17 protein-coding genes are annotated in these 21,458 nt (G+C 60.5%); 9 read left to right on the top strand and 8 right to left on the bottom strand.

All coding sequences use genetic code 11. The features are described 5' to 3' along the window. Positions 1 to 14: 14 nt before the first annotated feature. From ppsA to ACQY47_RS22335, 8 genes are all read left to right on the top strand, one after another. Complete coding sequence (gene ppsA / locus ACQY47_RS22300) at positions 15 to 2,390, top strand: phosphoenolpyruvate synthase (protein WP_017134756.1); 2,376 nt, start codon at positions 15 to 17, stop codon at positions 2,388 to 2,390. A 106-nt stretch (positions 2,391 to 2,496) separates the two neighbouring features. Next, positions 2,497 to 3,486: an alpha/beta fold hydrolase gene (locus tag ACQY47_RS22305; RefSeq protein ID WP_017134757.1), complete on the top strand. Its 990-nt coding sequence runs from the start codon at positions 2,497 to 2,499 to the stop codon at positions 3,484 to 3,486. Positions 3,487 to 3,720: 234 nt separating this feature from the next. Then, positions 3,721 to 4,209, top strand: coding sequence for a ribonuclease E activity regulator RraA (rraA, locus tag ACQY47_RS22310; RefSeq protein ID WP_169985266.1), 489 nt, complete (start codon positions 3,721 to 3,723; stop codon positions 4,207 to 4,209). Between the two features lie 25 nt (positions 4,210 to 4,234). Further along, a complete protein-coding gene (locus tag ACQY47_RS22315) occupies positions 4,235 to 5,230 on the top strand; it encodes a zinc transporter ZntB (protein ID WP_428551924.1) in 996 nt (331 codons plus the stop codon). Between the two features lie 86 nt (positions 5,231 to 5,316). Beyond that, positions 5,317 to 5,562, top strand: a complete 246-nt coding sequence (locus ACQY47_RS22320; protein ID WP_005790375.1) for a hypothetical protein — start codon at positions 5,317 to 5,319, stop codon at positions 5,560 to 5,562. A gap of 2 nt (positions 5,563 to 5,564) precedes the next feature. Then, entirely contained in the window at positions 5,565 to 6,389 is an 825-nt protein-coding gene (locus ACQY47_RS22325; protein ID WP_003193288.1) for a mechanosensitive ion channel family protein, read from the top strand. A gap of 87 nt (positions 6,390 to 6,476) precedes the next feature. Beyond that, positions 6,477 to 7,067, top strand: coding sequence for an RNA polymerase sigma factor SigX (sigX, locus tag ACQY47_RS22330; RefSeq protein ID WP_017134760.1), 591 nt, complete (start codon positions 6,477 to 6,479; stop codon positions 7,065 to 7,067). Positions 7,068 to 7,174: 107 nt separating this feature from the next. After that, positions 7,175 to 8,155, top strand: coding sequence for an OmpA family protein (locus ACQY47_RS22335; RefSeq protein WP_017134761.1), 981 nt, complete (start codon positions 7,175 to 7,177; stop codon positions 8,153 to 8,155). Between the two features lie 60 nt (positions 8,156 to 8,215). On the opposite strand, the gene cobA is transcribed toward ACQY47_RS22335, so the two are convergent. The 8 genes from cobA to ACQY47_RS22375 all read right to left on the bottom strand — a co-directional run bounded on the left by cobA (position 8,216) and on the right by ACQY47_RS22375 (position 19,558). Further along, on the bottom strand, positions 8,216 to 8,959 hold the full coding sequence (gene cobA / locus ACQY47_RS22340) for a uroporphyrinogen-III C-methyltransferase (RefSeq protein ID WP_428551929.1): 744 nt from the start codon (positions 8,957 to 8,959) through the stop codon (positions 8,216 to 8,218). A gap of 10 nt (positions 8,960 to 8,969) precedes the next feature. Next, positions 8,970 to 11,678, bottom strand: coding sequence for a molybdopterin-dependent oxidoreductase (locus ACQY47_RS22345; RefSeq protein ID WP_428551932.1), 2,709 nt, complete (start codon positions 11,676 to 11,678; stop codon positions 8,970 to 8,972). Then, the gene (gene nirD / locus ACQY47_RS22350; protein WP_017134764.1) at positions 11,678 to 11,995 is read right to left on the bottom strand and encodes a nitrite reductase small subunit NirD; all 318 of its coding nucleotides are present in this window, start codon (positions 11,993 to 11,995) and stop codon (positions 11,678 to 11,680) included. The genes ACQY47_RS22345 and nirD overlap by 1 nt, the downstream gene beginning before the upstream one ends. Next, complete coding sequence (nirB, locus tag ACQY47_RS22355; protein WP_138451662.1) at positions 11,992 to 14,445, bottom strand: nitrite reductase large subunit NirB; 2,454 nt, start codon at positions 14,443 to 14,445, stop codon at positions 11,992 to 11,994. Before nirB ends, nirD begins: the two co-directional genes overlap by 4 nt. Positions 14,446 to 14,677: 232 nt before the next feature. Further along, on the bottom strand, positions 14,678 to 16,348 hold the full coding sequence (locus ACQY47_RS22360) for a protein kinase domain-containing protein (protein ID WP_428557374.1): 1,671 nt from the start codon (positions 16,346 to 16,348) through the stop codon (positions 14,678 to 14,680). After that, complete coding sequence (locus ACQY47_RS22365; RefSeq protein ID WP_058422064.1) at positions 16,348 to 17,559, bottom strand: nitrate/nitrite transporter; 1,212 nt, start codon at positions 17,557 to 17,559, stop codon at positions 16,348 to 16,350. Before ACQY47_RS22365 ends, ACQY47_RS22360 begins: the two co-directional genes overlap by 1 nt. Positions 17,560 to 17,742: 183 nt before the next feature. Continuing rightward, complete coding sequence (locus ACQY47_RS22370) at positions 17,743 to 18,318, bottom strand: ANTAR domain-containing response regulator (protein ID WP_053257467.1); 576 nt, start codon at positions 18,316 to 18,318, stop codon at positions 17,743 to 17,745. A gap of 13 nt (positions 18,319 to 18,331) precedes the next feature. Next, positions 18,332 to 19,558, bottom strand: a complete 1,227-nt coding sequence (locus ACQY47_RS22375) for a CmpA/NrtA family ABC transporter substrate-binding protein (protein ID WP_428551938.1) — start codon at positions 19,556 to 19,558, stop codon at positions 18,332 to 18,334. A gap of 288 nt (positions 19,559 to 19,846) precedes the next feature. Between ACQY47_RS22375 and sctC the strand changes: the two genes are divergently transcribed. After that, on the top strand, positions 19,847 to 21,304 hold the full coding sequence (sctC, locus tag ACQY47_RS22380) for a type III secretion system outer membrane ring subunit SctC (RefSeq protein ID WP_428551941.1): 1,458 nt from the start codon (positions 19,847 to 19,849) through the stop codon (positions 21,302 to 21,304). Positions 21,305 to 21,458 lie beyond the last annotated feature (154 nt).

The following is a 21,458-nucleotide window of genomic DNA, read 5'->3' on the forward strand; positions in this document are numbered from 1 at the left end:
GTGGAGAGATCACCTTGGTAGAGTACGTAGTTTCCCTCGATAAGCTCGGCGTCCATGATGTAGAGCATGTGGGGGGCAAGAACGCATCCCTCGGCGAGATGATCAGTAATCTTGCAGGCGCTGGTGTGTCGGTGCCCGGTGGTTTCGCCACCACGGCCCAGGCTTACCGCGATTTCCTCGAGCTGAGCGGCCTCAACGCCCAGATCCACGCCGCGCTGGACGCCCTGGACGTCGATGACGTCAATGCCCTGGCGAAAACCGGCAGCCAGATCCGCCAATGGATCATGGACGCCGAGTTCCCCGAGAAGCTCAACGAAGAAATCCGTACCGCCTTCGCAGTACTGTCGGCCGGCAACCCGGACATGGCAGTTGCCGTGCGCTCCTCGGCCACCGCCGAAGACTTGCCGGACGCCTCTTTTGCTGGCCAGCAGGAAACTTTCCTGAACATCCGCGGCGTTGAAAACGTGATCCGCGCCGCCAAGGAAGTGTTTGCCTCGCTGTTCAATGACCGCGCTATTTCCTACCGCGTACACCAGGGTTTCGACCACAAGCTGGTGGCCTTGTCTGCCGGTGTGCAGCGCATGGTGCGTTCGGAAACCGGCACCGCCGGCGTGATGTTCACCCTGGACACCGAATCCGGTTTCCGTGATGTGGTGTTTATCACCGGCGCCTACGGCCTGGGCGAAACCGTCGTACAAGGCGCGGTTAACCCGGACGAGTTCTACGTCCACAAACACACCCTTGAGGCCGGCCGCCCGGCCATCTTGCGCCGCAACCTGGGCAGCAAGGCCATCAAGATGATCTACGGCGACGAGGCCAAGGCCGGTCGCTCGGTGAAAACCGTTGAAGTCGACAAGGCCGAACGCGCGCGTTTCTGCCTGACCGACGCTGAAGTCAGCGAACTGGCCAAACAAGCGATGATCATCGAAAAGCACTACAAGTGCCCGATGGACATCGAGTGGGCCAAGGACGGTGACGACGGCAAGCTGTACATCGTGCAAGCGCGTCCGGAAACCGTGAAAAGCCGCACTTCGGCCAACGTGATGGAACGCTACCTGTTGAAAGAAACCGGCACTGTGCTGGTGGAAGGTCGTGCCATCGGCCAGCGCATCGGCGCCGGCAAAGTGCGGATCATCAAGGACGTGTCTGAAATGGACAAGGTCCAGCCCGGTGACGTGCTGGTCTCCGACATGACCGACCCGGACTGGGAACCAGTGATGAAGCGCGCCAGCGCCATCGTCACCAACCGTGGCGGGCGTACCTGCCACGCGGCGATCATTGCCCGTGAGTTGGGGATTCCCGCAGTCGTCGGTTGCGGCAACGCCACCCAACTGTTGAAAGACGGCCAGGGTGTGACCGTGTCCTGTGCCGAAGGCGACACTGGCTTCATCTTTGAAGGTGAACTGGGCTTCGATATCAAGCAAAACTCCATCGATGCGATGCCGGACCTGCCGTTCAAGATCATGATGAACGTCGGCAACCCCGACCGTGCGTTCGATTTCGCGCAGTTGCCGAACGCCGGTGTGGGCTTGGCCCGCCTCGAGTTCATCATCAACCGCATGATCGGCGTACACCCTAAGGCGCTGTTGAATTACGACGGCCTGCCGCTGGAAATCAAGGAAAGCGTCGACAAGCGCATCGCCGGCTACAACGATCCAGTGGGTTTCTACGTCGAGAAGCTGGTGGAAGGCATCAGCACCCTGGCGGCGGCGTTCTACCCGAAAAAGGTCATCGTGCGCCTGTCGGACTTCAAGTCCAACGAGTACGCCAACCTGATCGGCGGCAAGCTCTACGAGCCCGAAGAAGAAAACCCGATGCTGGGCTTTCGTGGCGCTTCGCGTTACATCAGCGAAGCCTTCCGTGACTGCTTCGAACTCGAATGCCGTGCCCTCAAGCGCGTGCGCAACGAGATGGGCCTGACCAACGTCGAGATCATGGTGCCGTTTGTACGGACCCTGGGCGAAGCGAGCCAAGTCGTCGACCTGCTGGCTGAAAACGGCTTGTCCCGCGGCGAGAATGGCCTGCGCGTGATCATGATGTGCGAACTGCCGTCCAACGCCATCCTGGCCGAGGAGTTCCTGGAGTTCTTCGACGGCTTCTCCATCGGGTCCAACGACCTGACCCAGTTGACCCTGGGCCTGGACCGTGACTCGGGGATCATCGCGCACCTGTTTGATGAGCGTAACCCTGCGGTCAAGAAGCTGCTGGCCAACGCCATTCAGGCCTGCAACAAGGCCGGCAAGTACATCGGTATCTGCGGCCAAGGCCCTTCCGACCACCCGGACCTGGCCAAATGGCTGATGGAACAGGGTATCGAGAGCGTCTCGCTGAACCCCGACTCCGTGCTGGAAACCTGGTTCTTCCTGGCGGAAGGCCAAGCGTCCGCTTAAGGGCGTGACGTCAAAAGTGCCGGTCACCCAGCCTGGGTGACCGGCATTCTTATCTGTACAGGGCGGAATTCCATCCGGACGCCGCCCTTTTTTGTGCAAGAGCATTATGCAAAGCAGCAGCAACCTATTTCCCGTCGCCTTGATCAGCGCTGAACGTCGTGGCGACCTGAGTGAAGATGTGTACCGCCTCAAACCCGGCAACAGCCCCGACGGCACCGTTGAGCTGGCTGTGACCCGTTTGGGCCTGGCAGATGTCCCGGAAAACCGGGGCACGCCGGTAATTTTATTGCACGGCAGTTTTTCCAATCGGCGCTTCTGGTATTCGCCCAAAGGTATCGGCCTGGGCGCTTACCTGGCGCGTCAGGGGTTTGATGTGTGGATCCCGGAAATGCGCGGCCATGGCCTGTCCAAGCGCAATCAGGATTACGCCAGAAACCGCGTCGCCGATTACGCGCGTTACGATTTGCCGGCGATCGGCGCGTTTGTCCGTGAGCAAAGCGCACAAATCCCGCACTGGATCGGCCACTCCCTGGGCGGCACTGCCTTGGCAGCGGCTTTGGGCGGTCAGCACCTTGGCGCGCCAGCCGTGGCGTCGGTAGCCCTGTTTGGCTGCCAGGTCAGCCGCACCCACTGGCCGTTGAAGATTCCGCCGCTGGAGTGGACCGGCCGTTTGCTCTTGAAACGCTTTGGTGAAGTATCCGGTGTACGGCTCAAACGCGGCCCCGAGGACGAGCCGGCGGGCGTGATGATCGAAGCCATGCGCTGGAACGGCCTGTTCGGTCGTTTTGGCGATGGCAAGCAGGACTGGTGGAAAGGCCTGGCCGATGTCGACGTGCCGCTGCTGGCGGTCAGCGCTGCTGGCGATCAACAGGACCCGGACTGGGCTTGTCGCAAGCTGTTCGAACAGGTTGGCTCTGAACACCGCCAATACCTGTGCCTGGGGCGCAAGCAAGGCTTCAGCGGGGATTTCGGGCACGTCGAGATGCTGGTCAGCAAGGCCGCGCAGGCCGAAGTGTGGCCGTTGATGGCGCAATGGCTGAAAGATCCACTGACACCTTTATTCGCAGCAGAGCCCCAGGTAGCTGCAACGGTTTAGCATAACCGCTCTGCCAAGGGCGTTTCACTCCAGAGAGGTTGCGGCTAAGATATGACGCGTCAAACGCTTCTGGTCATATTCAGTCGCGCAGTCGCTATTGCGTTGCGATGGCGTGGGTCTGATCATGGCCGCCGCTGAGGGGTGAGCGCTTAAACTTCAGCCGTTGTGACGCGTTTTTCTGATGTACACCGTGGGATGTTCGACCTCTTCTTTGATGACAGGAGTTTCCCGATGATTCATTACGTGACGCCCGATCTGTGCGACGCCTACCCGGAGCTGGTGCAGGTAGTTGAGCCGATGTTCAGTAATTTCGGTGGCCGAGACTCCTTTGGCGGTGAAATCGTCACCATCAAGTGCTTCGAAGACAATTCGCTGGTCAAGGAACAGGCCGACCAACCAGGCGCCGGCAAAGTGCTGGTGGTCGACGGCGGCGGTTCCCTGCGTCGCGCGCTGCTGGGCGACATGATCGCCGAGAAAGCTGCAAAAAATGGTTGGGAAGGGTTGGTGATCTACGGTTGCGTGCGTGATGTCGACGTCCTCGCCCAGACAGACCTGGGTGTGCAGGCGCTGGCGCCTCACCCCATGAAGACCGACAAGCGCGGCATTGGCGACCTGAACGTGGTGGTGACGTTTGCCGGCGTGACATTCCGCCCTGGTGAGTACGTCTACGCCGACAATAATGGCGTGATCGTTTCGCCAAGCCCGCTGAAAATGCCTGAATAAACCGCAGTAGCCGAAAGGGGTGAGGATGTTCGAGGAAGAAAACGCGCAATGGGGGCTGGTGCATGCCCTGGTGCTGGACGGTAAAGGCGGTGCGCGTTCGATTGCCCGGACTGAGCTCGATGATTTGCAGCTGCAGCCCCAGGAAAGCCTGTGGCTGCATTGGGATCGCAGCCATCCACAGACCCAGACCTGGTTGCGTAAATCCAGCGGTTTGAGCGAATTTGCCTGCGACTTGTTGCTGGAGGAAAACACCCGACCGCGCCTGTTGCCGCTGCCGGACAGCGAATTGCTGTTGTTTCTGCGCGGAGTCAACCTCAACCCTGGCGCCGAGCCGGAAGACATGGTCTCGGTGCGTATTTTCGCGGCAGCCAGTCGCGTGATTTCCCTGCGCTTGCGCCCATTGCGGGCTACCGATGAGCTACTGGTGCAACTGGCTGAGGGCAAAGGGCCAAAAACCGCTTCTGAACTCATCCTTTATATGGCGCAGTACCTGACCCATAAAGTGCAGGATCTGGTCACCGACCTGTCCGAAGTCGTCGATTTAGAGGAAGAAAAACTCGACGCCGACGAACGGTATACCCCGGAGCACGGCAACGTCTTGCAGATCCGTCGACGGGCTGCCGGATTGAAGCGTTTCCTGGCGCCGCAGCGGGATATTTTTGCGCAGCTGACGCGGATCAAATTGCCGTGGTTTTGTGATGACGATGCTGACTACTGGAACGAATTGAACAACAGCCTGACCCGCTACCTGGAAGAGCTCGAACTGACCCGGGAGCGCGTGGGGCTGGTACTTGAGGCCGAAGACCGGCGCTTGAGCGTACGCATGAATCGCACCATGTACCGCTTCGGGATCATCACCGGGATCTTCCTGCCGATGAGTTTTCTGACCGGTTTGCTGGGTATAAATGTGGGCGGGATTCCGTTCTCTGGCAGCCCCTATGGATTCGTGATTGCCTGCTTGTTGATGGTCTCGGTAGCACTGGGGCAATGGTGGCTATTTCGACGATTGCGCTGGGTTTGACCTGAATATGACCTGAACACAGGCAGGGGCACATGTGACCCAAAGAATTTAACCCTCGTCTTTTAACTCACTTGCGAGAGGTCTTTATGCACGATCCGTTCGAACAGTCTTTGCGTGACATGCTCAATGCGTCGCCATCCAACCGTGATGACGATGCATGCCTGGGCCGCGTGTTGAAAACCGCCAACCGTCAGGTGGGGGCGGGTGACCTGTTCGGTCTGCTGGGTCGTTGGTTGCCGGCGTTGATGATGGCCCTGAACAATGGTTCGGCCCACGTATCGCCGGTTTCGCGCCGTAAACCTCTTGCTCGCACTGCTGATAAGGCTGATTGAATATGGAACTTGATCTCTGGACCCAGAGCCTGGTCACCGCGATGACCGCATTGTGGACCAAGGTGGCGAATTTCATTCCCAACCTGTTTGGTGCTCTGGTTTTGGTGTTGCTGGGCTTTGTCGTGGCCAAGTTGCTCGACACCCTGCTGTCCAAATTGCTCGCAAAATTGGGGCTGGATCGCTTGATGGCGGGCACCGGCCTGACCAAGCTGCTAGGCCGTGCAGGGCTGCAAGTGCCGATCTCAACCCTCATCGGTAAGATCGTTTATTGGTTCGTTCTGCTTATTTTTCTGGTTTCTGCGGCTCAATCCCTTGGACTTGAGCGAGTTTCAGCTACGCTCGACATGCTGGCGCTGTATTTGCCGAAGGTTTTCGGCGGCGCGCTGGTGTTGCTGGTAGGTGTTTTACTGGCGCAACTGGCCAACGGGCTGGTGCGCGGTGCTGCTGAAGGCGTGGGGTTGGACTATGCTGCGGGCCTGGGGCGAATTGCCCAGGGGCTGGTGATCATCATCAGTATTTCCGTCGCGATCAGCCAGCTGGAGGTCAAAACTGACCTTCTAAACCACGTGATTGTGATTGTTTTGATTACCGTTGGTCTGGCAGTTGCGCTGGCCATGGGTTTGGGAAGCCGGGAAATTGCCGGTCAGATTCTTGCGGGAATCTATGTGCGTGAGCTGTATCAGGTTGGGCAACAGGTGCGTGTGGGCGAGGTCGAAGGGCAAATCGAGGAGATCGGCACGGTCAAGACGACGGTGCTGACCGATGACGGTGAGCTGGTATCGCTGTCCAATCGGATTCTCCTCGAGCAGCAGGTCAGTAGCCGCTAACCCGGCAAATCCTGCTAATGTACGCCGCCGCAAACCCGGGAGACCGGGCTGTAGCGGACATTGACCTGACTGTCGGCACGACTTGTTTTGAATAAAGCCCAAACGCTGTCCACGCGCTATGACCCCCGTGAGCTCTCTGATGAGGAGTTGGTCGCGCGCTCGCACACGGAGCTGTTTCACGTAACACGCGCGTACGAAGAATTGATGCGCAGGTATCAACGCACTCTGTTCAACGTTTGTTCAAGGTATTTAGGGAACGATAGAGATGCGGATGATGTCTGTCAGGAAGTGATGCTCAAGGTGCTGTACGGCCTGAAGAACTTCGAGGGCAAATCGAAGTTCAAGACATGGCTCTATAGCATCACGTACAACGAGTGCATCACGCAGTATCGTAAGGAACGGCGAAAGCGTCGCTTGATGGACGCTTTAAGTCTGGACCCCCTTGAGGAAGCGTCTGAAGAAAAGGCGCCGGTACCCGAGGAAAAGGCCGGACTTGATCGCTGGTTGGTGCATGTGAATCCGATTGACCGGGAAATTCTGGTGCTACGATTTGTCGCAGAGCTGGAGTTTCAGGAAATTGCTGACATCATGCACATGGGTTTGAGTGCTACAAAAATGCGTTACAAGCGTGCTCTTGATAAATTACGTGAGAAATTTGCGGGCGAGACTGAAACTTAGTGCGTGGCAAATATCTCTTACGTGTAGGCAAGTTCTGTTAGACTTGTCGCCGAGTTGTCCCCCGGTTTGTGGGACTGCTTTACAATCACCAGATGGGGATTTAACGGATGAAACTGAAAAACACCTTGGGCTTTGCCATTGGTTCTATTATTGCCGCTACTTCTTTCGGCGCACTGGCACAAGGCCAAGGCGCAGTTGAAGGCGAGCTGTTCTACAAGAAGCAGTACAACGATAGCGTTAAGCACATCGAAGACGGCTTCAACCCAGGCGCTCGCATTGGTTACTTCCTGACCGACGACCTGTCGTTGAACCTGTCCTACGACAAAACCAACCACACCCGTTCGAACGACGGTACTGGCAGCCAGAAGATCGGTGGCGACACTAGCAGCCTGACTGCTCAGTACCACTTCGGCCAGGCTGGCGTTGACAGCCTGCGTCCATACGTAGAAGGCGGTTTCGGCCACCAAAGCCGTGGCAACGTCAAAGCTGACGGCCACAGCGGTCGCGACCAGTCCACCCTGGCTATCGCCGGCGCTGGCGTGAAGTACTACTTCACCAACAACGTGTACGCTCGTGCCGGTGTTGAAGCTGACTACGCACTGGACAACGGCAAGTGGGACTACTCCGCACTGGTCGGCCTGGGTGTGAACTTCGGCGGTAACGCTGGCGCAGCTGCTCCAGCTCCTACCCCAGCACCAGCTCCAGAGCCAACTCCAGAGCCAGAAGCTCCAGTTGCTCAGGTTGTTCGTGTTGAGCTGGACGTTAAGTTCGACTTCGACAAGTCGGTTGTTAAGCCTAACAGCTACGGCGACGTGAAAAACCTGGCCGACTTCATGGCTCAGTACCCAGCTACCAACGTAGAAGTTGCTGGTCACACTGACTCCATCGGTCCAGACGCCTACAACCAGAAGCTGTCCCAGCGTCGTGCTGACGCTGTTAAGCAAGTCCTGGTTAAAGACGGCGTTGCTCCTAGCCGCATCACCGCGGTAGGTTACGGCGAATCCCGCCCAGTTGCTGACAACGCAACTGAAGCTGGTCGCGCTGTTAACCGTCGCGTAGAAGCGTCGGTTGAAGCTCAAGCTCAGTAATTACTGAGTGGTAGAAAAAAGCCCGGCTTAGGCCGGGCTTTTTTTTGCCTGAGATTTACCTCAGGCGCTGGCTGACACTGTGATGGAGGCGGCTTGCCCTGCGCCAGCAACACTGCCGATCACCAGGATTGCGGGGCTTTTCAGAGCAAATACCTGTGCATCGGTATGCATGTGCGCCAGAGTGCTGCGGCACTCGCGTTGCTGAGGCAATGATGCGTTCTCGATCATCGCCACCGGCATATCCGCTGCCATTGCGCCCTCCAGCAATTGCTGACGAATCTCCTCCAGCTTCGCCACGCCCATATACACCACCAATGTCGTCCCGCTCTCGGCCAAGGCGCGCCAGTTCAGGCTGCTGTCGTCCTGGGTATGCGCAGTGACCAGCGTCACACCGCGGCTGACCCCGCGCAGCGTCAGGGGAATATCGCAGTTCGTTGCACCTGCCAGGCCCGCGGTAATCCCGTTGACCAATTCCACCTCAACCCCGCGTTCACGCAACCACAGCGCTTCTTCGCCGCCCCGGCCGAAAATACACGGGTCGCCGCCCTTAAGTCGCACCACGCATTTGCCTTGGCGCGCATAGCGCAGCATCAGGCGGTGGATAAAATCCTGGGGTGTCGAACGGCAGCCGCCGCGCTTGCCCACGGTTATCACCCGAGCGTCCGGGCAGTGCTCCAGCACCCTCGGGTTGACCAAATCATCGATCAGCACCACATCGGCTGCGTGCAGGGCGCGTACCGCCTTGAGGGTTAACAACTCCGGATCACCGGGGCCTGCGCCTACCAGCCAGACTTTTGCGCTCATGTTTATCCCCTCACACACTGATTGCGATTGGCAGCGACGTGCTGGCCAAAAGACGTTTGATTTCCGGTACACAAGAGCCGCACTGTGTGCCGCAGCCCAGTTCCTGCTTAAGCCCGGCCAGGTCCAGGCCACGGCCGATACCGGCACATACCGCGCTTTCACTGACGTTCTTGCAGTTGCACAAAATTTTACTGCTGGCTGCCGCGCCGCCCGGTGGTGCACTGAGCGGCGCAAGTAACCAGCGCCGAAGTTGATCGTCGGCACGGCCTTCCAGCCACAAACGCTGCAACCAATGCCGTGCCAGGGTTTCGCCGGCCAGGCGCAGCGCGGTGATGCGGCCTTTTTCGATTTTTACTCGCTTGCCAATCGAACGCCGCGGATCGTCATAGGCCATGACCGGGCCGTCATTGAGGCCCAGCAGTTCGTCGATACGGGTTAACAGTTGCAAGTCGGGCGCCTCGGTATGGGCTGCGCGCACCAGAAGAGCCGGCCGTTCACGCCCGGCCAGGCTCAAGCTGACGTAGGCAAAGCCCTCACACAGCGGGCGTAGGGCGTCAAAGTGTTGCTGCACATTTCCTTCGATCAGCGCGAACAGCTGCCACGGCAGTTGCACTGGCTCCAGGCGCACGCCGCTGTGTTTGAGTTCGGGCTGTTTCGACAAGGGGTCGAACGCCGGCTGGGTAAGGGCATTAACACCGCCCTTGAGAAAGCGATCACCCCAATGCATCGGCAGGAATGCCTGGCCCGGGCGCACGCTGTCATCGCTGCTGACGGCGATAATCACGCTGCCACGACGGCTTTTCAGGCTGACCAGATCGCCCTCTTTGAAACGGTGCCGACGCAGCTCATCCGGGTGCAGGCTCAGCAGTGCTTCATTGACGTGCCCGAACAACTGCGCGGCTGTGCCGGTGCGGCTCATGCCGTGCCATTGATCGCGCAGGCGCCCGGTGATCAGGGTCAGTGGGAAGCGTGCATCACGTTGTTCTTTGGCGGCGCGGTAAGGATCGGCGATAAAATGCGCGCGGCCGCTGTCTGTCGGGAACACACCCTCGGTGTACAGGCGCGGCGTGCCCGCTTGTGCGCCCACGGGAAATGGCCATTGCTGCGGGCCGAGCTGGTCGAGCAGGGCATGGCTGATACCCGACAGGTCAAGGTCGCGGTTACGGGTCAACATCTTGTACTCATCAAAGATCTGCGCCGGTTGCTCGAAGGCGAACAAACTCGGCAACCCCGGACGCAAGCGTTGCTCAAGGCGCTGTGCGAAATCCACGGTAATCGCCCAGTCCGGCCGTGCTTCCCCGGGTGGGTCGATGGCGCGGCGTACGTGGGAAATCCGCCGTTCGGAATTGGTCACCGTGCCTTCTTTCTCGCCCCAACTGGCGGCGGGTAACAGCAGGTCGGCGTAGGCGGCGGTTTCGGTGGTGCGAAAAGCCTCCTGCAACACCACGAACGGGCAGGCCGCTAATGCCGCACGCACGCTGTTCTGGTCCGGCAAGGATTGCGCGGGGTTGGTACAGGCAATCCACACGGCCTTGATCTTGCCGGCCTGGATCTGTTCGAACAGTTCGATAGCCGTAAGCCCGGTAGGCGCCGGCAACGATTCAACGCCCCAATAGGCCGCGACTTCAGCCCTGTGCTCAGGGTTGGCCGCCTCGCGATGCCCCGGCAGCAGGTTCGACAAACTGCCGGTTTCGCGTCCGCCCATGGCATTTGGCTGGCCGGTCAGGGAAAACGGCCCGCAACCCGGCCGACCAATGGTGCCGGTGGCCAGGTGCAGGTTGATCAGCGCACTGTTTTTGGCGCTGCCGGCGGTGGACTGGTTGAGCCCCATGCACCACAGCGAGAGAAAACTGCCGGAGGTGCCGACCCACTCTGCACACACGCGCAACTGCTCGACGCTGATGCCGCACAACTGCGTGACCATCTGCGGCGTGTAGTCATGCACCAGTCGTTTCAACTCGAGCAACCCATCGGTATGCGCCTGGATAAAGTCGCGGTCGATCCAGTCTTCCCACAGCAACAGGTGCAAGATCCCATGGAACAGCGCCACATCGGTGCCCGGCAGGATCGCCAGGTGCAGGTCGGCCAAATCGCAAGTGTCTGTGCGCCGTGGGTCGATCACCAGCACTTTCATTTGCGGGCGCCGCGCCTTGGCTTCCTCAAGACGTCGGAACAATACCGGATGGGCGTAGGCCATGTTGCTGCCGACGATCATCACGCAATCACTTGCCTCCAGGTCTTCATAGCTGCACGGCGGCGCATCGGCGCCCAGGCTGCGCTTGTAGCCGACCACTGCCGAAGACATGCACAGCCGCGAATTGCTATCGATATTGTTGGTGCCCACCAGCGCGCGGGCCAGCTTGTTGAAGCTGTAGTAGTCCTCGGTCAGCAACTGGCCAGAGATGTAAAACGCCACGCTGTCCGGTCCATGTTCGGCAAGGGTGTCGGCGAACACGTTGGCCGCGTGGTCCAGGGCGGTGTCCCAGTCGGTGCGGGCGCGGGACAGGCCTTTGCCCAGGCGCAGTTCCGGGTACAAGGCACGGGCGGTCAGGTCGCCGGTCAGGTGCAGGCTCGAACCCTTGCTGCACAACTTGCCGAAGTTGGCCGGGTGGTTCGGGTCGCCTTGCACACCCAGGATCTGCACGCCGTCATGCTCGATCAGCACGCCGCAACCCACGCCGCAGTAACAGCAGGTGGACGCGGTGGTCTGGCGGTTCATCAACCGGCGTCCCGCAGGGCCAGCATCACCCGGCCGTTTTCTACGCGGGCGGGGTGATGATGGGCGCAGCCGATGTCCGGCGCCTGGGCTTCACCCGACGCCAGGTCGATCTGCCAATTGTGCAGCGGGCAGGCCACGCGCTTGCCGTAGATCAAGCCTTGGGACAGCGGCCCGCCTTTGTGTGGGCAGCGGTCATCAAGAGCGAAAACCTCATCGTCACTGGTACGAAAAATCGCAATATCGCCTTTTGGCCCATTGATGATGCGCGAGCCCAGGGCGTTGATTTCATCGAGGGCGCAGATATCCAGCCAGTTCATGCCGACACCTCCAGCTGTTTGACGGGGATGACCTCGAATTCCTTTTTCAGCAGCGGCTGTTCCAGGCGTTCTTTCCACGGGTCTTGTTCGAATGACAGCGAGAATTGCAGGCGCTCGTTGAGGGCCTGGCGCCGGGCCGGGTCTTCCAGAACGGCTTTCTTGATGTGTTCCATGCCTACCCGTTGCAGGTAATGCACGGTGCGCTCGAGGTAGAAAGCCTCTTCGCGATACAGCTGCAGGAACGCGCCGTTGTATTCACGCACCTCTTCGGCAGTTTTCAGCTTGACGAAAAACTCCGCGACTTCGGTCTTGATCCCGCCGTTGCCGCCGATGTACATCTCCCAGCCGGAGTCGACGCCGATAATGCCGACGTCCTTGATGCCCGCTTCCGAGCAGTTGCGTGGGCAACCGGACACCGCCAGCTTGACCTTGTGCGGCGACCACATATTGAACAGGTCGTGCTCCAACTCGATACCCAACTGCGTGGAGTTCTGCGTGCCGAAGCGGCAGAACTCGCTGCCCACGCAAGTCTTCACGGTGCGGATGGATTTTCCGTAAGCGTGGCCGGAGGGCATGTCGAGGTCCTTCCACACACCGGGCAAATCCTGTTTCTTGATGCCCAGCAGGTCGATACGCTGGCCACCGGTGACCTTGACCATTGGCACGTTGTACTTGTCGGCCACATCGGCAATGCGCCGCAACTCCGACGGATTGGTCACGCCGCCCCACATCCGTGGGACTACGGAGTAGGTGCCGTCTTTCTGAATATTGGCGTGGGCGCGTTCGTTGATCAGGCGCGATTGCGGGTCGTCCTTGGCCTCGCCGGGCCAGGTGGAGATCAGGTAATAGTTCAGGGCCGGGCGGCAGGTCGCGCAGCCGTTGGGGGTGCGCCAGTTCAGGTAGCTCATGGTGCCGGCGATGGTCAGCAGGTGCTGGTCGCGGATCGCCTGGCGGATTTGCCCATGGTTGAGGTCGCTGCAGCCGCAGATGGCTTTTTCGCTTTTGGGTTTGACGTCGGCGGCGCCGCCCACGGTGTTGATCAGGATCTGTTCCACCAGACCGGCGCAGGATCCGCAGGAGCTGGCGGCTTTGGTGTGCTTCTTCACATCGTCAACGCTGAACAGCCCGTGTTCCTGAATCGCCTTGACGATGGTGCCTTTGCACACGCCGTTGCAGCCGCAGACTTCAGCGCTGTCGGCCATGCTCATGGCTTTGTCCTGGCCTTGGTGGCCGACATCGCCTAAAGCATTTTCGCCAAACATCAGGTGATCACGAATCTCGCCAATCGCGTGGTTCTCACGGATCTGGCGGAAATACCAACCACCGTCGGCGGTATCGCCGTACAGGCACGCGCCAACCAGGATGTCGTCCTTGATCACCAGCTTCTTGTACACGCCGCCAATCGGGTCGGAGAGGGTGATGGTCTCAGTGCCTTCGCCACCCATGAAATCCCCGGCGGAAAACAGGTCGATACCGGTGACCTTCAGCTTGGTCGAGGTCACCGAGCCTTTGTAAGTGGCAAAGCCCAACTGGGCCAGGTGATTGGCGCAGACCTTGGCCTGTTCGAACAGCGGCGCCACCAGGCCGTAGGCGATCCCACGGTGGCTGGCGCACTCGCCGATGGCATAGATGCGCGGGTCGTAGGTTTGCAGAGTGTCATTGACCAGAATCCCACGGTTGCAGGGGATGCCGGATTTCTCTGCCAGTTCGGTGTTGGGGCGGATGCCGGCGGCCATCACCACCAAGTCGGCGGGGATGATGTCGCCATTCTTGAACTGCACCGAGCCGACACGACCATTGCCGGCGTCGTGCAGGGCCTGGGTTTGCTCGCACAGGCGAAACACCAGGCCACGGCTTTCCAGTTCGGTTTGCAGCAACTGGCCGCTGGTCTTGTCCAGCTGGCGTTCCAGCAGCCATTCGCCGATGTGCACCACGGTCACGTGCATGCCGCGCAACATCAGGCCGTTGGCGGCTTCCAGGCCGAGTAGGCCGCCGCCGATGACCACCGCGTGCTTGTGGGTCCTGGCGGTGTCGATCATGGCCTGGGTGTCGGCGATGTCGCGGTAGCCGATCACACCCTGCAAGGTATTGCCGGGGATTGGCAGGATAAAAGGCGTCGAGCCGGTGGCAATCAACAGACGATCGTACTCGGCCTCGCTGCCGTCCTCAGCGATGACGATGCGTCTTACACGGTCGATCTGCACCACTTTGCGGTTGAGCAACAGCTTGATGTGGTTGTCCAGGTACCAGTCGAGGTCGTTGAGCACGATCTCTTCGAAGGTCTGCTCGCCGGCCAGCACCGGTGACAGCAGGATGCGGTTGTAGTTGGTGTGGGGCTCGGCGCCGAACACCGTGATGTCGTACAGGTCGCTGCTCAGCTTGAGCAATTCTTCAAGGGTGCGAACCCCGGCCATGCCGTTGCCGATCATCACCAGTTTGAGTTTCTTCATGTCGTTCTCCGCAATGGCTCGACAAATCGTGCGCAAACAAAAAAAGGCGCCCCCACCAGTTACCTGGCGAGGACACCTTTGTCCGGTCCCGTTCTCTCGGGAAGCTCGACCCTTCGACGTTGAAGGGGCGGCTATATGTGAGTTGTTGATGAAGCTAATGCAGCGGTTGTGCCAAGTCGCCGGACGCCCGTTTTATTGGGATTCCCATCGATATTGCGTGGGAATTCGCCCCCTAGTGGTGCAGCAGCCAGTACAGCAGCACCAGATTGACCAGCAGCGAGACGGTCGCCAGGGTTTGCCAGACCTTGAGCGGCTCGCGCTCCAGCAACGGTTTGGGTCGTACGCTCAATTCACGGCGGTCGGCCTGTTCCAGCACCAGCAACCATTCCTCGGCGGTTTCATAACGTTCTGCGGGCTGTGCGGCCACAGCGCGTTCCAGGCTCAACGGCAACCAGTCCGGTAAATCGGGGCGGTAACGACTGGCGCTGACGGGCTGGGTGAAACGTGGCCGCTGGAAGGCTTCGATTTCTCCGTAGGGGTAATGCCCGGTCAGCAGGTAATAGAGCGTGACACCGACACTGTATAAATCCTGTTGCGGCGTAGGACGTTCGCCACTGAAGGCTTCGGGCGCGATAAAACTTGGGGTGCCGGGCAGCAAATGGGCGCGGTCCTCGGAAAGCCCCGGGCAGTAGGCCAGGCCGAAATCCAGCACGCGTAATTCGCCGTCATCGCCCAGCAGCAGGTTTTCCGGCTTGATGTCACGGTGCAGGATCTGCCGTCGATGCAGCAGCCCCAGCGCCCGCAGCAAGCGTTCGGCAATGGACTGCCATTGCGCCAGGGGCAGCGGGCCTTGTTGCTGGAACAGCTGCGCGAGGGTCTGCCCCGAATATTCACGCATCACGTAGTACAAATGCTGACGCCCACTGGCCGCATGCACTTCAGGAAACGCACGCCCGGCCACTCGCCGCAGAAACCATTCTTCCGACAGCAAGGCTTGGCCGGCGTCGTTGTCATCGTCGCGGTTGAGCGGCAAGGTTTTCAACAGCCAAGCGTGTTGCTGGGCATCGCGCACGCGGTACAGCAATGACTGTCGGCTTTGCGCCAGCAGGCTTTCAACCTGCCAGCCTTCAAAGCGTTGCCCGGCCTTCAGGGGCGGTGGCAGCGGCCATTGCTGCAACTGCACCAGCGCATCGCCCAGGGTCGCGGCGCCTAGCTGGTCGATACGCACCAGCAGCGCGCTGGCATTGTCCTGGCTGGCGGCCAGGTGCGCGGCACTGACGAGCGTGTTCACCGCCACATCGAGATTGGTTTGTTCGCGCAGGATCGCGCTGATGCTGTGGTCGCCCAACGTGGCCCACACGCCATCGCTGAGCAGCAGGAAGCACTCGCCTTCGCGCAGTTCACCGTCGAGAAAGTCCAGCACCAGGTGCTGATCCAGGCCGAGGGCGCGCTTGAGCACATGCTGCATGCCCGGTTGTTCCCACACATGGTCTTGCGTGATGCGCTGCAACTCGCCGTCCAGCCAGCGATACACCCGGCAATCCCCCACATGCGCCAGGGTGAAGCGTTGGCCGCGAAATACCAGGGCGCTGAGGGTGGTCAGCAGCGGCTGGCCACCGCCGTTGGCTTGCAACCAGCGGTTCTGTGCCAGTAACAGTCGCTCCAGTGCCTGGGCCACGCCCCAGGTTTGCGGCGTGGCGTAGTAGTCCAGGGCCAGCGCCTGCAAGGTTGAACGGGCGGCCAGGCCACCGTCGGCGCATTGGCTGACGCCATCGGCGATGGCGCACAGGTAACCCTTGCTTGCGGCCAGTTCCGGCATGGGCGTGACCACCCGCAGGGCATCCTGGTTTTCTGCCCGCGGGCCGATGGCGCTGGCCTGGGCGACGCTCAGTTGCAGGCTCATCAGACGCGTGCGGCAGTCACGGCGGCCGAGCCCCACGTGGTTCTCCAGCGACGCTTGACGCCGTGCAGGCCGAACCAGGCCAACACGCCCAGGCTGGCAAACAACCACAAGGCCAACTGATAACTGCCGGTGCTTTGTTTGATTGCGCCCATGCCTGCCGCCAGGGCGAAGCCGCCGATGCCGCCCGCCATGCCGATCAGGCCGGTCATCACACCAATCTCGCGGCGAAAACGCTGGGGCACCAGTTGGAACACCGCGCCATTACCTGCACCTAGGCCGAGCATGGTGCAGACGAAAAGCGCCAGTGCGGCGTAGGAACTTGGCAGGTTGAAACCCACGGCGGCGATGCAAATCGCTGCCACGCCGTACATGCCGAGCAGGGTGCGAATCCCACCGAAGCGGTCGGCCAGCGCGCCGCCCAATGGGCGCATCAAGCTGCCGCCAAACACACAGGCGGCGGTGTAGTAGCCGGCGGTCACCGGGCTCAGGCCGTACTGGTCGTTGAAGTAGCCGGGCAGGGCGCTGGCCAGGCCGATAAAGCCGCCGAACGTCACGCTGTAGAAGAACATGAACCACCAGCTGTCGCGGTCGCCCAAGGCTTTGAAATAGTCGGCCATGGACTTGGCTTTCGGGCGCTCGGGCGCATTGCGCGCGAGCCACGCGAACACGATCAGTGTCAGCACCAGCGGGATCAGCGCGAAGCCGAAGACATTGCTCCAGCCAAATGCGGCGGCCAATACCGGCGCCAGCAAGGCGGCAAATACGGTGCCGGAGTTGCCGGCGCCGGCAATACCCATGGCCTTGCCTTGGTGCTCAGCCGGATACCACTGGGAAGCCAAGGGCAGGGCGACTGCAAAGGATGCACCGGCCATGCCCAGGAACACGCCCAGCAACAGCGCTTGCTCGTAGCTATGGATGCCGAGTTTCCAGGCGCCGAACAGGGCGGCGATCACAATCACCTGGCCGATCAGCCCGGCGGTCTTGGGTGACAGCTTGTCGGCCAGCATGCCCATCAAAAAGCGCAGCACCGCGCCTGCCAGGATTGGCGTGGCCACCACCAGGCCGCGTTGCTGGGTGGTCAGGTGCAGGTCGGCGGCAATCTGCACCGCCAGTGGCCCCAGCAGGTACCAGACCATGAAGCTCAGGTCGAAATACAGGAACGCGGCAAACAGGGTCGGGGTGTGCCCGGATTTCCAGAAGCTTGATTTCATCACGCACCTCAACGGTTGGGGGTCTTGTCAGAAGGCCTGTTGGCCCCAATCGCCGGGGCCAAAACGAAAAAAAACGCCGCCATCGAGTTCGCGAGTGCAAACCGGATGGGCGACGTCTTTGTCGTAGAAGGGGCAACCGCCGTTGGCTACCTGTAATAAGTGCTTAGCAAGAGCTGCGCCAGTTCAGCCGAGCAGCTCACTCATGGCGATGATCTGCTCGGCCACCTGGATCAATTTCTGCTGGCGGCTCATGGCCTGGCGGCGCATCAGGGTGTAGGCCTCTTCCTCATTGCAGTGCTTCATTTTCATCAGCATGCCCTTGGCCAACTCGATGCGCTTGCGCTCGGCCAACTGTTGGTCACGGGCCTGGAGCTGGGCGCGCAAGGCCTGGTCGCTTTCAAAGCGGGCCATGGCCACGTCGAGAATCGGCTGCAGGCGCTGGGCCTGAATGCCTTCGACGATGTAGGCGCTGACCCCTGACTTGATCGCCTGGCGCATCACATTGGGGTCGTGCTCATCGGTGAACATCACGATGGGGCGCGGCTGGTCGCGGCTGACCAGCACCACTTGCTCCATCACATCGCGACCGGGTGACTCGGTATCGATCAGGATCACGTCCGGGCGCACCGTTTCGACGCGCGCCGGTAGATCGATGGTCAAGCCCGACTCATCGATCACCTCGAAACCGGCCTCGGTCAAAGCGGCTTTGAGGCGCCCGACCTTGCGCGGGGTGTCGTTGATCAACAGGATTCGTAACATAGTCGTGGTCCTGTCAGCGCAGTGCCTGGCGGCTGGTAAGGTCCGCCAGGGCATGCAGGCGGAAGCTGCGGGCGTAGGCGGCGGGGTCGGAGCCGTCCCAGATCTTGCCGTCGATCAACAGGCTGCTGCGCATGTCTTGGGCGTTGGCCGGGACGCCAACGGCAGTCGCGGCCTGGCGATACAGGTCCAGTTGCTGCACCTGGCGAGCCACGCCCAGGTAGTCCGGGTCTTCGCGCAGCAGGCCCCAACGTCGAAACTGGGTCATGAACCACATGCCATCGCAGAGGTACGGCAGGTTCACCTCGCCATCAGCAAAAAAGCGCAGGGCGTGCGGGTCTTGCCACTGGTTGCCGAGGCCGTCGTCATAAGCCCCCAGCAAGCGGGGTTCGATGCAGTCGAGCGGGGCATCGAGGTACTCGCGAGCGCTGAGCAGTTGTGCGGTGGAGCGGCGGTTTTCCTGGCTTTGTTCGATAAAACGGCTGGCCTCGAGGATCGCCATAACCAGTACGCGGGCGGTGTTTGGGTATTGATCGACGAACGCCTGGGTGCAGCCGAGCACTTTTTCTGGGTGGTTTGGCCAGATCGACTGGGTAGTGGCCAGGGTGAACCCCTGGTTTTGCTTGACCGCGCTGGCGCACCAGGGCTCACCGACACAAAAACCGTCGATGCGCCCGGCTTGCAGGTGCGCGATCATCTGCGGTGGCGGCACCACCACACTGTCTACATCTTGCAACGGGTGAAGGCCTTGGCTCGCCAGCCAGTAATACAGCCACATGGCGTGGGTGCCTGTGGGAAATGTCTGGGCGAACGTCAGCTTTGTTCGGCTTTGGTGCACGTGGCGGTCGAGTGCCTCAGGAGTGGTCACGCCCTGCTGTTGCAGGCCGTGGGACAGGTTGATGCTCTGGCCGTTCTGGTTGAGCCCCATCAGTACCGCCATGTCTGTGGGCGCCACGCCGCCAATGCCCAGGTGTACGGCGTAGATCAACCCGTACAGGCTGTGGGCGGCGTCCAGTTCCCCGCTGACCAGTTTGTCGCGCAGGCTGGCCCAGGAGGATTGGCGCTTGAGGTTCAGCGTCAGGCCGTAGGGTTGGGCAAACCCCTGGGTGGCGGCGACCACCAATGAAGCGCAGTCGGTGAGTGCCATGAAACCCAGGTCCAGGCTGCTCTTTTCCGGGGCGTCACTGCCGTTGACCCACGCCAGTGGGGTGTTCACCGGGCTGTTGCCGACCGAGTCGTTCATCAACACCTACCTTTTCTGTCAAAAAAAAAGCATCGCTCCTTCGCATGGCAGTACAAGCCATTGCCGGGTAACGACGCCTTTGTCTGTAAGCCTGCTCCGACGTTGGCGCGGGCTCTGATGCAGAGTCCGTAGCAAGGCACATGCCACGGGCAGGCGGATGGAGCCTGCCGTCACCTTTCCATCAAGATTGAAACTCGAGTGCCTTTCAGTATGGCCGCTTCTTTGCGCCCGACTGCCAGGAACACCCAAGTTGCCTATCGATTCACCGACCCTGATGAGCTACCACCGATGAGCTCTCCCTGGCTATGCCGCTGGCTGCTGTGCGTTGCATTGCTGTGGGCCAATGCCTGCGCCTGGGGCGCAAGCTACGAAGCCCGGGATGAAAGCCTGCATACCTTTTTCAGTGCGTTGTCGCATTCTTTGGGGGTGCCCGTCGTTGTCAGCCGCGAAGCGGCGCGTAAACGCATTTGCGGCACCTTCGATCTGGAGGCTGCGCAGCAGACCCTCGCAACCGTCGCCGAGCAGCAGGGCCTGATCTGGTACAGCGACGGGCAGGTGCTTTACCTGTATGACGCCAGCGAAGCAAAAAGCTCGGCGGTTGCGCTGCGGCACATTCCGGTCGACAGGTTGCGCGGGTTCATGCGCCGTTCGGGGCTTGATGAATCACGTTATCCGCTCAGAGAGAGCGGCGCGCGCACGTTCTATGTGTCCGGGCCACCTAATTATGTGAACCAGGTGTTGCACCTGGCCCAACTGATGGACAGGCCGCGCACCGAAGTGCGTGTCGGTAAACAGGCCTTCGGTGTGGTGCAGGTGTTCAACACCCATGTGGCAGACCGTCAGTACGTCATGGGTGACGACAAGGTCAATGTACCGGGCATGGCCACGATGATCGAGAACCTGCTGGCTATCGAGCAGAAGAATGCCAGGCAGCGCCCTCCGGGTTTGCTGGCTGACAAGAGCCTGTTGGTGATGGCCTACCCGGACTCCAACAGCTTGCTGATCAAGGGCAAGCCTGATCAGGTCAAGGTGATAGAGGAACTGGTGGCGGAGTTGGACAAGCCCAAGCGACCAATCGAAGTGTCGCTGTGGCAGATCGATGTAGACCGTAGAGAACTCGACAAGATGGGCGTGGCCTGGGCTCAGGAAACCGGCACCGGAGCCTCCGTGACGCGGGTGCTGGAGCCCTTGGATGACAGCCGTTTGATGGCACAGCTCGGTGTTCTTGAGCGGCGACGCAAAGCCAGGATCACCGCGTTCCCCGTGCTGCTTACCCAAGAGAATGTTCCAGCGGTTTTCCAGGACAACCATACTTTTTACCTGCCCAAGCCTGGTGCTGACAGCGGCAAGTGGGAGCCCGTTGGGTATGGCACCGAAGCCAGCGTGCTACCACGCTTTGCGGCAGCGAATCAGATTGAAATGCAGCTGACCCTTGAGGATGGCCGTCAACTGGACAGCAAACTCGAGCCAGGCTCGGTCGGGGCAGTAGGGCGGGTGGGAATCAACACGGTGGTGCGCGTGCCTCAGGGCAAGCGACTGTGGCTGGGCGCGTTTGAACGTGAGGGCGGCGTGGGTTCCGGTCGGCGCGCCGAGGTACGGCTGTTTGTGATCCAGGCCCGGGCGGTTGGTGCAGAGCCGCGGATGCTGGCGGGTGCTATCGGGCCGCCGCCGCTGACGCAAAGTCAATATGAGCGTGTGCAACGCGCATTTGTGCGCGAAAACCGCGAAGCCTCTGACATCCAATAACTTTCTGAACGCCTATCAACGCTTTCCTGAGTGTTTGTTGCCGGTAATGGCGAAAAGTCCTACGCGATACGCACACAAAGCCTCGATTACATGGGCTTTTCCCTAACGTTGTTCAGGGGCCGACTTTCTATAGTCGCGGGGTTGGCGTATCGAC

The organism is Pseudomonas edaphica, from assembly GCF_965277385.1.
In the GTDB taxonomy this organism is placed as follows: domain Bacteria; phylum Pseudomonadota; class Gammaproteobacteria; order Pseudomonadales; family Pseudomonadaceae; genus Aquipseudomonas; species Aquipseudomonas edaphica.